At 61.1% G+C, this 13,507-nt stretch carries 11 protein-coding genes; 1 reads left to right on the top strand and 10 read right to left on the bottom strand.

Translation table 11 applies throughout. The features are described 5' to 3' along the window. Positions 1 to 168 precede the first annotated feature (168 nt). The 8 genes from CXF97_RS04530 to CXF97_RS04565 all read right to left on the bottom strand — a co-directional run bounded on the left by CXF97_RS04530 (position 169) and on the right by CXF97_RS04565 (position 8,423). Positions 169 to 1,773, bottom strand: a complete 1,605-nt coding sequence (locus tag CXF97_RS04530; protein ID WP_101156613.1) for an AAA family ATPase — start codon at positions 1,771 to 1,773, stop codon at positions 169 to 171. Between the two features lie 10 nt (positions 1,774 to 1,783). Beyond that, on the bottom strand, positions 1,784 to 2,884 hold the full coding sequence (aroB, locus tag CXF97_RS04535) for a 3-dehydroquinate synthase (protein ID WP_101156616.1): 1,101 nt from the start codon (positions 2,882 to 2,884) through the stop codon (positions 1,784 to 1,786). Positions 2,885 to 3,036: 152 nt separating this feature from the next. After that, on the bottom strand, positions 3,037 to 3,555 hold the full coding sequence (gene aroK, locus CXF97_RS04540) for a shikimate kinase AroK (protein ID WP_024011270.1): 519 nt from the start codon (positions 3,553 to 3,555) through the stop codon (positions 3,037 to 3,039). A 4-nt stretch (positions 3,556 to 3,559) separates the two neighbouring features. Continuing rightward, entirely contained in the window at positions 3,560 to 5,638 is a 2,079-nt protein-coding gene (pilQ, locus tag CXF97_RS04545) for a type IV pilus secretin PilQ (protein ID WP_101156618.1), read from the bottom strand. A gap of 13 nt (positions 5,639 to 5,651) precedes the next feature. Then, positions 5,652 to 6,176, bottom strand: a complete 525-nt coding sequence (locus tag CXF97_RS04550; RefSeq protein WP_101156621.1) for a pilus assembly protein PilP — start codon at positions 6,174 to 6,176, stop codon at positions 5,652 to 5,654. Next, entirely contained in the window at positions 6,173 to 6,796 is a 624-nt protein-coding gene (pilO, locus tag CXF97_RS04555; protein ID WP_101156624.1) for a type 4a pilus biogenesis protein PilO, read from the bottom strand. The genes CXF97_RS04550 and pilO overlap by 4 nt, the downstream gene beginning before the upstream one ends. Continuing rightward, a complete protein-coding gene (locus CXF97_RS04560; protein ID WP_101156627.1) occupies positions 6,793 to 7,359 on the bottom strand; it encodes a PilN domain-containing protein in 567 nt (188 codons plus the stop codon). The genes pilO and CXF97_RS04560 overlap by 4 nt, the downstream gene beginning before the upstream one ends. Further along, positions 7,359 to 8,423, bottom strand: a complete 1,065-nt coding sequence (locus CXF97_RS04565; RefSeq protein WP_101156630.1) for a pilus assembly protein PilM — start codon at positions 8,421 to 8,423, stop codon at positions 7,359 to 7,361. Before CXF97_RS04565 ends, CXF97_RS04560 begins: the two co-directional genes overlap by 1 nt. Positions 8,424 to 8,642: 219 nt before the next feature. Here CXF97_RS04565 and CXF97_RS04570 point away from each other — a divergent pair, with 219 nt between their 5' ends. Continuing rightward, a complete protein-coding gene (locus CXF97_RS04570; RefSeq protein ID WP_371918370.1) occupies positions 8,643 to 11,087 on the top strand; it encodes a penicillin-binding protein 1A in 2,445 nt (814 codons plus the stop codon). 169 nt (positions 11,088 to 11,256) lie between these two features. Here CXF97_RS04570 and CXF97_RS04575 read toward each other — a convergent pair whose 3' ends face one another. Continuing rightward, positions 11,257 to 12,525: a malic enzyme-like NAD(P)-binding protein gene (locus CXF97_RS04575; protein WP_090280412.1), complete on the bottom strand. Its 1,269-nt coding sequence runs from the start codon at positions 12,523 to 12,525 to the stop codon at positions 11,257 to 11,259. A 185-nt stretch (positions 12,526 to 12,710) separates the two neighbouring features. After that, complete coding sequence (locus tag CXF97_RS04580; protein ID WP_101156636.1) at positions 12,711 to 13,493, bottom strand: thermonuclease family protein; 783 nt, start codon at positions 13,491 to 13,493, stop codon at positions 12,711 to 12,713. Positions 13,494 to 13,507: the final 14 nt, after the last annotated feature.

Genomic DNA, 13,507 nt, shown 5'->3' on the forward strand with positions numbered 1-13,507 from the left:
TTTAAAGCGATCTGCTGTGCTAGTCAAAACTTTTTTAAATTCTGACCGCAACGACTCAAAGACTACTGTGACGCAGACACCACAAGGCACGCGGCCTTTTCAGGCGGCGCGCACTCATGGAGATTTTGAGGTGCCGGGAGAGGCGGCCTGGGTAAGGCCGCCGAATCTTCAGCGAGTTGTTGCCAGTTCCTGTTGGACGCTGGCGACAGTGCGAGGCCAAGGTTTACCAGCCTGAACCTTCGCTGGCAAGGCCTTGATGGCAGAAACGGCCGCATCACGATTGGCAAAATTGCCGTAGGTGATCACATACAGCGGCTTGCCGTTGAGGACTTTCTTGAAATAACGGTACTCACCGCCCTGCTCCTTGACGAAGTTCTGCGCGGCGGTTTCCGAGCTGGTGCCGAGGATCTGCACCACGTAGTTGCCGGTCGGCTGACCGGCGTACCAGCTGCCACCGGCGGCTTTGGCGACGGTGACCGGCTTGTCGGCAGGCTTGGTGGCGGTGGCCGGTTTGGCCGGTGCCGGTGCCGGTTTCGCGGCTGGCGCAGGCGTAGCCGGAGCAGGTTTGGCCGTGGCGATCTGCGTCGGTGCCGGGGTTGGCGCCGGCTTGGCGGCAGGGGTCGGAACCGGCGTCGGCGCGGGGCCGGCCGGAACGCCCGCAGGCGGCGCGGAGGTGGTCACGGTTGGCGGGGTATCGCTGGAGCCTTCCAGCGGCACACCGTCGTCGCCTTCGGTGATGCCACCGGCGGCTTCGGCCAGCGGGCCACGCATGACCGGCTGCGAGTTGCCGACCAACGGCAGCGGCATCGGCTGAGTGTTGCCGGCGAATTCGACGGACGGGTTGGCGCCATTCACTGCGCCCTGACCCAGTGGCAGTTGCGCCTGTTCATTGGCCGGAGCACCGGTGGTCGGTGCCTTGCTGCGACCCGGCATCAGCCAGGCGGCGGCAACCGCGACCACAACGACGGCGGAAATCGCCAATACGTGTTTCTTCGGCATGTTGAACCCCATACTTGGACGCTTGACCGCAGAGCGGCTGGCAATCATGACTTCGATCAGTGCATCGCGAGCGACCTGGTTGATGTTGCCAGGCCAGCCCTCGGAGCTTTCGTGAATATCAGAGATCTGATCTGCAGTGAAAAGTTCGACACCCCGGCCCGCGCCTTCCAGCCGCTGGTCGAGATATTCGCGGGTCTCTTCTTCGGTGTACGGCTGCAATTCGATGACGTGGAAACGCTCTTCTTCGAGCTGCAACGCCTCGAGCTGAGCGATCAGCGACGACTCGCCGAACAGGAACACATGCGGACGACCTTCCGGCGTGCCGGCGCCGAGCGCCATCAATGCTTCCAGCGCGGACTCGTCGAGCTGCTCGGCATCGTCCACCAGCAGATAGACTTCCTGCCCGGTCAGACCCAGTTGCACCACCTGCTCGAGAATCGCGCCGACCTCGGCCTGCGCGACATCCAGCGCCTGCGCCACCTGACGCAGCACGCCGGCCGCGTCACCGGCGCCACGGGCGGAAACCACTACGCTCTGCACCGATTGTTTGTTGGTGCTGGCCACCAGCGCCTGCCGCAGCAGGGTCTTGCCGCTGCCCTGCGGGCCGGTGACCACCAGCAGCAGCTGGCTGTAGCGCGCCAGATGATGCAGCTGACCCAGCACCGGTTTGCGCTGGGCCGGAAAGAATTTGAAGCCCGGCACCCGTGGCGCGAACGGGTCGTGACTTAACTGGAAATGGCCGAGAAACGCCTCGTCGGCATGCAAACTAGTCATCGGAATCGTTTTAACCTTTAAGCTGAGCCAGGGCGCGGTAATCCGCTCCCAGCGTGGCCTGTAGAACCTCTTTCGGATAATCGTCGGTCACTACCGCTTCGCCCATCCGGCGCAGCAGCACCAGGCGCAGACGACCGTCGATCACTTTTTTATCAATTGCCATGTGTTGGAGAAAATCGGCTTCGGTCATCTCTGTCGGCGGAATGACCGGCAAGCCGGCACGCTGGAACAGACGAATGCCGCGATCACGCTCCTGCTCGCTGATCCAGCCCAGGCGCGCGGACATTTCCAGCGCCATCACCGTGCCCGCCGCCACCGCCTCGCCATGCAGCCAGACACCATAGCCCATGTGGGTTTCGATGGCGTGGCCGAAGGTGTGGCCGAGGTTGAGCGTGGCGCGTACGCCGGTTTCCTTTTCATCGGCACCGACCACCGCAGCCTTGGCCGCGCAGGAACGCTCAATTGCATAAGTCAGCGCGGTTTGATCCAGCGCGCGCAGGGCGTCGACGTTTTCTTCGAGCCAAGTCAGAAACGGTTCGTCGCAGATCAGACCGTACTTGATGACTTCCGCCAGGCCCGCCGACAGCTCGCGTTGCGGCAGGGTTTTCAGCGATGCGGTATCGATCAGCACCACGTTCGGCTGATAGAACGCGCCGACCATGTTCTTGCCCAGCGGATGGTTGATCCCGGTCTTGCCGCCGACCGAGGAATCGACCTGCGACAGCAGCGTGGTAGGAATCTGGATGAATTCGACACCGCGCTGATAACAGGCGGCAGCGAAACCGGCCATGTCGCCGATCACCCCGCCGCCCAAGGCGATCACGGTGGTGCGGCGGTCATGACGGGCGGTCAGCAAACCATCGAAAATCAGTTGCAGGGTTTCCCAGTTCTTGAAGGCTTCGCCATCAGGCAACACCACCGAGATCACCGAGAACTGCGCAAGGCTGCGGGTCAGACGTTCGAGATAGAGCGGCGCGACGGTTTCGTTGGAGATGATTGCCACCTGCCGCCCATGGATATGCGGCGCCAGCAGTTCCGGCTGATCCAACAGACCTTCGCCAATATGAATCGGGTAGCTGCGCTCGCCTAGATCGACCTTGAGTGTCTGCATGTGTCCCCACAGTGAAGATGGAAGCAGGCATCCTGCCCTGAAATTATTGGTGTTCTGCGGCCTGTAGCGGTATGACGCCGCTCGACCGGCATCCGCCACACCCTCGGCAAACGCTGACAGGACGCCGAGGATAGCGCATTTCTGGCGCTGCTTTAACGGGGTGGCAATTGCGCGAGGCGGTCGAGAATGTCGAGCACCACCATGCGTGGCGGCCGCTCGTCGGTTTCCACCACCAGATCGGCGATTTCCCGATAAAGGGGATCACGGATCTCGAGCAGGTCGCGCAGGGTTTTCGCCGGATCGGCAGTACGCAACAGCGGCCGATTGCGATCGCGGGAAGTGCGGCCGACCTGCTGTTCGACGGAGGCGTGCAGATACACCACGCGCCCGCCTTCATGCAGGGCCTTGCGATTGGCATCACGCATCACCGCGCCGCCGCCAGTCGCCAGCACCACGCCGTCGAATGCGCACAGCTCGGCGATCATCGCCTGCTCACGATCACGAAAGCCGGGCTCGCCTTCCTTGTCGAAGATCCATGGGATATTGGCACCCGTGCGCAGCTCAATTTCCTTGTCGGAATCCTTGAACGGCAGGCGCAGCTCTTTGGCCAGCAATCGGCCGATGGTGCTTTTGCCAGCACCCATCGGTCCTACAAGTATCAAATTTCGCACAGAATCAACGACTCACAGCAATCGCCTGGTTATTCATGATACGCGGAGTGAGAAATACCAGCAGCTCGGATTTTTTCTCCGAAACCACATCACGCCGGAAAAGGCGGCCAAGATACGGCACATCGCCAAGAAATGGCACCTTATCTACAACCTTGCTCTGAGTATTTGAAAAAACACCGCCGATAACGATGGTCTCGCCGTCATTGACCAGCACTTTCGCGTTGACCTCGTTTTTCTTGATCGGCGGTACATCCTGCACTTTGTTCAGGTAGTCCGGCTCGTCCTTGGTGACCTTGACCTCCATGATGATGCGGTTGTCCGGGGTGATTTGCGGGGTGACTTCCAGCGACAGTGAAGCCTCCTTGAACGACACCGAAGTCGCGCCGCTGGAGCTCGCTTCCTGATAGGGGATCTCGGTGCCCTTGAGGATCTTTGCGGTTTCCTTGTCCGAGGTAACCACCTTCGGCTGCGAAACGATTTCGCCGTTGCCGGTTTTCTCCATCGCTGTCAGCTCCAGATCCAGCAATACGTTGTCGGTGATGAAAGCGATGCCTATTCCCGAGGTATTGTTGACCGTGCCCATATCGACGAACGGCGAGTTGGTGCCGGTGCTGCCCGGCGTACCGATGGTACTCGACGATCCGTTGACCCCGGAGGCGTTCCAGTTGCCCTTGTTCTGCACCGAACCGCCCCAGCGCACGCCCAGACTCTTGTCGTAATCGACGTTGGCCTCAACGATGCGTGCCTCGATCATCACCTGGCGCACCGGAATATCCAGTTGCGCCACGATTCGCCGTAATTCGTCGAGGCGATCCTGGGGCTGGTAGGCAATGATGTTGTTGGTCCGCTCATCGACGGTAATCGAACCGCGCTCATCGGCTCTCGCCTCGGCACTGGTCACCGACTGGAACAGCTTGGCAATGTCTGCGGCCTTGGCGTAATTGACTTGCAGCAGCTCGCGACGCAATGGCGCCAGCTCGGCGATCTGTTTTTGCGACTCCAGTTCCTGGCGCTCGCGCGCGGCAATTTCGTCGGCCGGCGCGACCAGCAGCACGTTACCTATTTTGCGTTTATCCAGACCTTTGGTTTTCAGCACCAGATCCAGCGCCTGATCCCACGGCACGTTCTGCAAGCGCAAAGTGATGCCACCCTGCACCGTATCGCTTGCCACGAGGTTGAGGTTGGTGAAGTCAGCGATCAACTGCAGCACCGAGCGCACATCGATGTCCTGGAAATTCAGCGAGAGCTTGTCGCCGACATAGGCCTGACGGTCGGCGTTGCGCTTTTGCAGGTCGTCGACGCTCATCGGACGAACGCTCACGGTGAGCTTGTTGTCGGTCTGAAACGTGGAATAGTCGAAGGTGCCGCTGGGCTCGACGCTGATCACCGTGCGATCGCCGGTAACTGCTGCGTTGACGAACTGCACCGGGGTGGCGAAGTCCTTGACGTCGAGGCGCACGCGGAGTTTTTCCGGCAATTGCGTGCGAGCGAAGCTGAGGATGATCTTGCCGTCGTGCTCCTGAATATCCGGGGCGATGGTCGGATCTGAGAGGTCGATGACCACGTTGCCTTCACCCTCGGTACCGCGCTGGAAATCGACGCCGCGAATCGTCCGACTGCGCGGCAGCGAAGATCGGCTGGGAGCCGCAGCAGTGGTGGCAGCACGCGGCGCAACGGCGGCCGGGCGAGGGGCCGCGGCGGAGGCGCCCTGACCGATCACCACAAACAGATGATTGCCCTCGACTCGCGTGGTGTAGGGCGCCAACTGCGTCAGGCTGACAATCAGCCGCGTACGGTCCTTGGCTTCGGCTACCGTGGCCGTGCGCGCGTTGCCGCTGCCCAGATCAAGATTCCTGTTGACCAACTGGCTGGTCACGCCTGGCAGATCCAGCGCGATGCGCGCCGGTGATTCGGTTTTGTAGCCCTTGGGCTGTGGTGGCGGGCCGTCGAACGAGAGCTTCAGTTCGACGCGGTCACCCGGCAGCGCGGCAACATCCAGCGCTTTCAGATTGGCCGCCAGTACCATCGGTGACAGCAGCGCTATCCATAGCGAAAAACCGAGGGTGGAGAAAATCCTGTTCATTGTTCGACTTCCACTATGAGTGCTCTTTCAAAGGAATGGTGCGCGGCCGCTCCAGCCAGGCGCCGTCGCCGTCGGGCACAATCTCGACGACATCGACCTGGGTTGCAGTGATGGCGACGATGCGGCCATCGTTGCGCCCCAGGTAGTCGCCGACCTTGAGGCGATGCACCCCGCCCGCGCCGCGCAGCAGCGCAAACGAGCCCGAGGCATTGGCAATCGTGCCGACCATTTCGAATTGCTCGATATTGAACCCTTCAAGGTATTGCTTGACCCGGTTGGGGTCGGGTTTGACGTTGCGCGAGCCGTGCTTCTGCCCAGCCAGATCAACCCGTGCCTGGCGCGAAAATGGGCTGCGCAGGTTGGCGGCGCTGTAGGTGAATGTGGGGTAAGACCGAAATGTCGGCGTTGGTTCAATCTTGCCCGCTGGCCGCAGGCGCACTTCGTTGAGGTAGGCGTCGAGGTCGCTGAAGTCATCGCCGCCACCGCAGCCGCTCAACGCCAGCATCATCGGCAGGACCAGATAACGAATCGGGGTCATTTCACCAACCCCTTGTCGTTGTAGCGATACGTCTTGGCGAGGATGCTCATGCGCAGCTTCGGCCCGCCTTCGGGATTGGCCGGCGCCAGTTCGAAATCATGCAGAGTGACAATCCGTGGCAGTCCGGCGACGCCGCTGACGAAAGTCGCAAGGTCATGATAGGCGCCGGTTACGGTGATCTGGATCGGCAGTTCGATGTAGAACGGCTGCGTAACTTCCGGCAGCAGCTTGATCTCCTCGAATTCCAGACCGCTGCCCAGACCGGTGCGGGTGATGTCTTCGAGCAAGCCCGGCACCTCGGTGTCGCTGGGCAACTGCCGCAGCAACACGCCGAAGGTGTCTTCCATTTGCTTCATTTGCTGGGTGTACAGCTCAAGATTCGCGGACAGCCGCGCCTTGCTGGCGAATTGTTCCTTGAGCGTGGTTTCCTCCTCGCGCTTGAGGTCGAGCTGATTTTCCATATCGCTGATAAAGAAGTAGTAACCAAGCGCGAGGATCAACACCATCACCAGCGCACCGCACAGGGTTTTCACCGCCGGCGGCCAGGAGCCGATGTTGCTGGTGTCGAGGTCGTTGAAATCGACATTGCGCAGGCTCTGCAGCCACTCGGAGGCGTTCATTGTTCGTCCTCCGCAACCTTGGGCTGGGTCTGACGAACGGTCAGCTGGAAGACATTGGCCTGTTCGATCTGATCGGCGCTGCTGGCCTTGACCTCATTCAGGCTCGGCGCGTCGAACCAGTCGGACGCGTCGAGGTTGCGCATCAGCTCGGAGACCCGGTTGTTCGACTCCGCCGCGCCACTGATGGACAGGGTCTTGCCGGCCATTTTCACATCAGTGAAATACACGCCGTCCGGCAAGGTACGCGCCAGTTGATCGAAGACTCGCCCACTGATTTGCCGGTTGCCCTGCAGGTCCTGGATGATGCGCATGCGTTCGACCAGTTGCTGGCGTCGCGCCTTCAGCTCACTGATCTGCTTGATGCGCTCATCGACCACAGCGATCTGTTTGCCGATGTAATCGTTGCGCGCCATCTGCCGCTCAATGGCCGCGCTGATGATCTGATCGGCAATCAGCACCGCGCCGATCGAGCCTGCGAGCACGCCGATCAGGATCAGCAGGAAGCGTTTGCGTCGTTCTTCGCGGCGCTCTTCGCGCCAGGGTAGAAGGTTGATCCGCGCCATCAGTCGAAACTCCTGAGCGCGAGCCCGCAGGCAATCATCAATGCCGGCGCGTCACTGGCCAGCGCACCGGCGTTGACCTTGCTGCCCAAGGCCATGTCGGCAAACGGGTTGGCCACCTGGGTCGGTGTGTTCAGGCGCTGCTCGATGAGACGATCCAGGCCAGGCACCGAGGCAGTACCGCCGGCCAGCAGGATATGGTCGACCGCGTTGTACTGGCCGGAGGCGAAGAAAAACTGCAGTGAACGTGAAACCTGCTGCACCAGCGCTTCACGAAATGGCTGCAGGACTTCACTCACGTAATCGTCAGGCAAGCCGCCCTGCTTCTTCGCCAGGCCTGCCTGTTCGACAGTGAGGCCATAGCGGCGCTGGATCTCTTCGGTAAGCTGGCGTCCACCGAATAATTGCTCGCGGGTGTAGATGATCTTGCCGTTGTGCAGGACGCTGAGGGTGGTCATGGTGGCGCCGATGTCGACGACCGCTACGGTCAGGCGCTCCTGAGACGCCGCCAGATGCGTCGCGAGCAGGCCGAACGAACGCTCCAGCGCGTAGGCCTCGACATCCACCACCCGCGCGGTCAGGCCGGCGAGCGCCAGCGCCGCTTCACGTACTTCGACGTTTTCCTTGCGACAGGCGGCGAGCAGTACGTTGACCCGTTCGGGATTGCGCGGCGAGACGCCCTGGACTTCAAAGTCGATGGCGACTTCGTCCAATGGATAGGGGATGTATTGGTCGGCCTCGATCTTGAGCTGGTTTTCCAGTTCATCGTCGGACAGCCCGGCGTCCATCTCGATGACCTTGGTGATCACCGCCGAACCGGCCACCGCCACCGCCACGCTCTTGACCCCGGTGCGCGCCTTGACCAGCACCCGGCTCAGCGCCTGGCCGACGCCTTCGAGTTCAGCGATGTTCTTTTCGACCACGGCGTTCGCCGGCAACGGCTCTACCGCGTAGGCCTCGACCCGGAAACGCTCGCCCTGACGGCTCAGTTCCAGCAGCTTCACCGACGTGGAGCTGATGTCGATCCCCAGTAACGCATTGGTCTTTTTATTGAAGAGTCCCAGCACTACCAATTCCCTATGACTTTCCGTGAGTTACGGACTCTGTAATACGCATTGCGTTCCTTGACCCCCGCCTTGACAGAAGCGCCAATGACGCCCCCGACGGAAAAGTGCTTATAATGCCCAGCGATTTTTTCCGCTTTTTACTGCCCGCGCGGATGGCTCTGTGTGTAACCGCAGCCCCGTGCCAAATTCATTCTTTGCTCTGGATGTCCAAAAGCCTTGATTCGTCTGCTGAAATTTTTCGGTTGGTCCATCGTCGCCGTTTTCTGCGGACTGCTCTTAGGTCTCAGCGGCGCCTTTCTTTACCTTAGTCCGGGTTTGCCGTCTGTGGAGGCGCTGAGAAGCATTCAGTTGCAGATTCCTCTGCGCGTCTACAGCAGCGACGACAAGTTGATCGCAGAATTTGGCGAAATGCGCCGCACACCGATCCGTTTCGCCGACATTCCCCCCAACTTCATTAATGCGTTACTCAGTGCTGAGGACGACAATTTTGCCAACCACTATGGTGTCGACCCGAGCAGCCTGATGCGCGCGGCGACCCAATTGGTCAAGAGCGGACACATTCAGTCCGGCGGCAGCACGATCACCATGCAGGTGGCGAAGAATTTCTTCCTCACCAGCGAGCGCAGCTTCTCGCGTAAAACCACGGAAATTCTCCTCGCCCTGCAGATCGAACGGCAGCTGACCAAGGACGAGATCCTGGAGCTGTACGTCAACAAGATCTATCTGGGCAACCGCGCCTACGGCATCGAGGCGGCGGCGCAGGTGTATTACGGCAAATCGATTCGCGACGTCAGCCTGGCGCAGATGGCGATGATCGCTGGCCTGCCGAAAGCACCGTCGCGCTTCAATCCGCTGGCCAACCCGGCGCGCAGTAAAGAACGCCGCGACTGGATCCTCGGGCGCATGTACAAGCTGGGCAAGATCAGCGAAGCCGACTACACCGCGGCGGTCAACGAGCCGCTGAACGCCAGCTACCACGTGCCGACGCCGGAAGTGAACGCACCGTACATCGCCGAAATGGCCCGTGCGGAAATGGTCGGCCGTTATGGCAGCGATGCCTATACCGAAGGTTTCCGGGTCGTCACCACGGTGCCGAGTAACCTGCAGGAAATGGCCAATACCGCGCTGCACGAAGGCTTGATGACCTACGACCAGCGCCACGGCTACCGTGGCCCCGAGTCGCGCCTGCCAGGCAAGACGCGCGAAGCCTGGGCCAGCGAACTGACCAAACAGCGCACCATCAGCAGCCTCGAACCTGCGATCGTCACCCAGGTCGACAAAGCCGGCCTGCAGGTTCTGACCCGCACCGGCGAAGAACATGTCGCCTGGGACACGATGAAATGGGCGCGGCCGTTCCTCAACACCAACAGCATGGGCGCCAATCCGCGTCAGCCTTCGGATGTCGCCCAGGTCGGTGATCTCATCCGCGTACAGCGGCAGAAAGACAACTCGCTGAAATTCAGCCAGATCCCGCAGGCGCAGGGCGCGCTGGTGTCGCTGGATCCACAGAACGGCGCGATCCGTTCGCTGGTCGGCGGTTTCGCCTTCGAGCAGAGCAACTACAACCGCGCCATGCAGGCCAAGCGTCAGCCAGGTTCGAGCTTCAAGCCATTCGTTTACAGCGCCGCTCTGGATAACGGCTACACCGCCGCCACCCTGGTCAACGATGCGCCGATCGTGTTCGTCGACGAGTACCTGGACAAGGTCTGGCGACCGAAGAACGACACCAATACCTTCCTCGGCCCGATCCGCCTGCGTGAAGCGCTGTACAAGTCGCGCAACCTGGTGTCGATCCGCTTGCTGCAGGCCATGGGCGTAGGCAAGACCATTGACTACATCACCCGTTTTGGCTTCAACAAGCAGGACCTGCCGCCGAATCTGTCGCTGGCACTGGGCACCGCGACGTTGACGCCGATGGAAATCGCCACTGGCTGGAGCACCTTTGCCAACGGCGGCTACAAAATCACTCCGTACATCATCGACAAGATCGAAAGTCGCAACGGTGACACGCTGTTTGTCGCTAATCCGCCGACGGTGCCACAGGGCGGTACAGCGACCGACGGTATCGCCGCGCCGGCCACCGAGTCGTTCACGGTCAATGCCGCTCCGGCTGGCGGCGAAGCAGCGGGCAACCCGGCAGTGCCACAGGCGCCAGCCGTGGCCGAGCGGATTGTCGATGGGCGCACCACCTATATCCTCAACAGCATGCTGCAGGACGTGATCAAGCTCGGTACCGGCCGTCGCGCACTGGCCATGGGCCGCAGTGACATCGCCGGCAAGACCGGTACCACCAACGAATCGAAAGATGCCTGGTTCTCCGGCTACAACGCCGACTACGTGACCACGGTGTGGACCGGTTTCGACCAACCGGAAAGCCTCGGCCGTCGCGAGTTCGGCGGCACTGTGGCGCTGCCGATCTGGATGAATTACATGTCGGCGGCACTGAAGGACAAGCCGCCGCACGTGCAGCCAGAGCCGGAAGGCATCCTCAGCCTGCGCGTCGACCCGGTCAGTGGCCGTGCAGCGTCGCCGAGCACCCCGGGCGCGTACTTCGAGCTGTTCAAGGCTGAAGACACCCCGCCGTCGGTGAATGAGCTGGGCAACGGCGTCGTACCGGGCAGCCCGCTGCCGGCGGATGAACAGGCGCCGATCGATCTGTTCTGATCCGGCAGCCATTGAAAAGCCCCGCCTTCGTGAGAAGTGCGGGGCTTTTTATTGCCTTGCGCGAGCAAGCTCAACAGATCGCAGCCTTCGGCTGCTCCTGCATTGCGCTGCCCAACAAAAAGCCCCGACTCTCACGAGCCGGGGCTTTCGTTTGAAGCGCTACAACAACTTAGCCGTTGAACACGTCATCCACGCTTTTGAGCGGGTAGTTCTTCGGATACGGCAGGGTTGCCACGCCAGTCTCGATCGCCGCTTTGGCCACAGCGTCGGAGATCAGGGTGATCAGGCGCTTGTCCATTGGCTTGGGAATGATGTACTCACGACCGAATTCCAGCGGAGCACCACCGTAGGCATCGCAGACGTCCTGTGGCACCGGCAGTTTGGCCAGTTCACGCAGGGCATTGGCTGCGGCGACTTTCATTTCTTCGTTGATGCGCTTGGCGCGAACGTCCAGGGCACCGCGGAAGATGAACGGGAAGCCCAGCACGTTGTTGACCTGGTTCGGGTAGTCCGAACGACCGGTGGCCATGATCACGTCGCTACGGGTGGCGTGGGCCAGTTCCGGAGAGATTTCCGGATCCGGGTTGGAGCAGGCGAACACGATCGGGTTGGCCGCCATCGACAGCAAGCCTTCAGCGCTCAGCAGGTTCGGGCCGGACAGACCGACGAACACGTCAGCGCCTGCCAGTGCGTCAGCCAGGCTGCGCTTCTCGGTGGCGTGGGCGAACACCGCTTTGTACTGGTTCAGGTCGTCACGGCCGGAGTGGATCACGCCGGTACGGTCAACCATGAAGATGTTTTCGATGCGAGCGCCCATGCTCACCAGCAATTTCATACAGGAGATGGCAGCAGCGCCGGCACCGAGGCAGACGATTTTCGCTTCCGGCAGGGTTTTGCCAGCGATTTCCAAGGCGTTGATCATGCCGGCTGCGGTAACGATCGCCGTGCCGTGCTGGTCATCGTGGAACACCGGAATGTCGCACTGCTCGATCAGAGCGCGTTCGATTTCAAAGCACTCTGGCGCCTTGATGTCTTCCAGGTTGATGCCACCGAAGGTGATGGAGATGCGCTTGACGGTGTCGATGAAGGCTTGCGGGCTTTCCGAGTCGACTTCGATGTCGAACACGTCGATGCCGGCGAAGCGCTTGAACAGCACGCCTTTGCCTTCCATTACAGGCTTGGAAGCCAACGGGCCGAGGTTGCCCAGGCCGAGAATCGCGGTGCCATCGGAAATGACTGCCACCAGGTTGCCCTTGCCGGTGTATTTGTAGGCCAGTTCAGGATCGCGAGCGATCTCGCGCACTGGTTCAGCTACGCCGGGGCTGTAGGCCAGCGACAGGTCGCGGGCGGTAGCAGTGGCCTTGGTGAGCTCGACACTCAGCTTCCCCGGACGAGGATTGGCGTGATATTCGAGAGCGGCAGTTTTCAGATCAGACATTTTGGCATTCCGCTTTTTTACTGTTGGACAGACTGGTCAGCGAGGATACGCGCCTCGCAAAGTCCCCACAAGACTGGGCAGTCACCGCTGTCAAGCGCCCTGCCCTACGACTTTGGGCCAAGAGCCACGGCGCATAAGGGCTGGACTGTTCACAATCAATCGCAAAAATGTCTACAATTTTTTCTTCAGCGCGGCATGTGCAGCATCGAAGGATGGGTCAATGGCAGCAACCAGCGCCGCTGACCCTTTGGCAAGCCACCACGCTGGGATCGATCTATTACCCAGCCGCGCGCCTCGATCTGCTTGCCGTTCAGCGCCTGCAAGCGGGCGCTGTCGAATTGTCCGAACAGATTGGGTGCAACCCGCAATACAAGGCTGCCTTGCAACTCGATCCAGATTCCGCCGCGATTGCGCTGCACCTTGCTCACCCGACCACTGACTATGGCGAAACCCGAGCGCTGGATGTGCTGTGCTTTGACTACCGGCGATTGCCGCCAGAGGCCAAGCCCGGCCTGGCGTGCACTGCGTTCGGCGGCCTGTTGGCAGGCGACCAGATCGACATTCGGCGCCACGGCGACCTGAAAACCCAGGCCAGCGGCAAGCATCTGCGCTTGGAGATTGACGCCACTGGCGCTGTAAATCTGCGCCAGCGTACGGCCGTAATGGTCTTTCGCCTGCTTGCCCAGTCGCAGACCGACGCGGCCGCCACTGTCATCGACCAGCGCCTGCAGGTGTTTGCGCGCCGCGACGGCGAACGGCTCGTCGCCGCGACCCTGCTTGCCCAGTTCCGGCGTATTGAGGCCGATCATGCGTACATTGCGGCCATCGGTCAGGCGCAGGGTGTCGCCATCCACCACCCGCTGCACGCTGACGCTGGTCAGCCCTGCGGCTGTCGGGCAGAACGCCTGGGCGGCGGACAGCCAAATCGCAGACACAAAAAAGGCGCCCGCAAGGGACGCCTTTTTCATCAGTCTGGAGAAGT

The sequence above is a fragment of the Pseudomonas sp. Choline-02u-1 genome (assembly GCF_002836515.1).
In the GTDB taxonomy this organism is placed as follows: domain Bacteria; phylum Pseudomonadota; class Gammaproteobacteria; order Pseudomonadales; family Pseudomonadaceae; genus Aquipseudomonas.

What these genes read in the sequence shown, in the direction of transcription:
- CXF97_RS04530 (WP_101156613.1), bottom strand. Translation starts at nt 1,773, where the DNA reads ATGACTAGTTTGCATGCCGACGAGGCGTTTCTCGGCCATTTCCAGTTA.
- aroB (WP_101156616.1), bottom strand. Translation starts at nt 2,884, where the DNA reads ATGCAGACACTCAAGGTCGATCTAGGCGAGCGCAGCTACCCGATTCAT.
- pilQ (WP_101156618.1), bottom strand. Translation starts at nt 5,638, where the DNA reads ATGAACAGGATTTTCTCCACCCTCGGTTTTTCGCTATGGATAGCGCTG.
- CXF97_RS04550 (WP_101156621.1), bottom strand. Translation starts at nt 6,176, where the DNA reads ATGACCCCGATTCGTTATCTGGTCCTGCCGATGATGCTGGCGTTGAGC.
- pilO (WP_101156624.1), bottom strand. Translation starts at nt 6,796, where the DNA reads ATGAACGCCTCCGAGTGGCTGCAGAGCCTGCGCAATGTCGATTTCAAC.
- CXF97_RS04560 (WP_101156627.1), bottom strand. Translation starts at nt 7,359, where the DNA reads ATGGCGCGGATCAACCTTCTACCCTGGCGCGAAGAGCGCCGCGAAGAA.
- CXF97_RS04575 (WP_090280412.1), bottom strand. Translation starts at nt 12,525, where the DNA reads ATGTCTGATCTGAAAACTGCCGCTCTCGAATATCACGCCAATCCTCGT.
- CXF97_RS04580 (WP_101156636.1), bottom strand. Translation starts at nt 13,493, where the DNA reads ATGAAAAAGGCGTCCCTTGCGGGCGCCTTTTTTGTGTCTGCGATTTGG.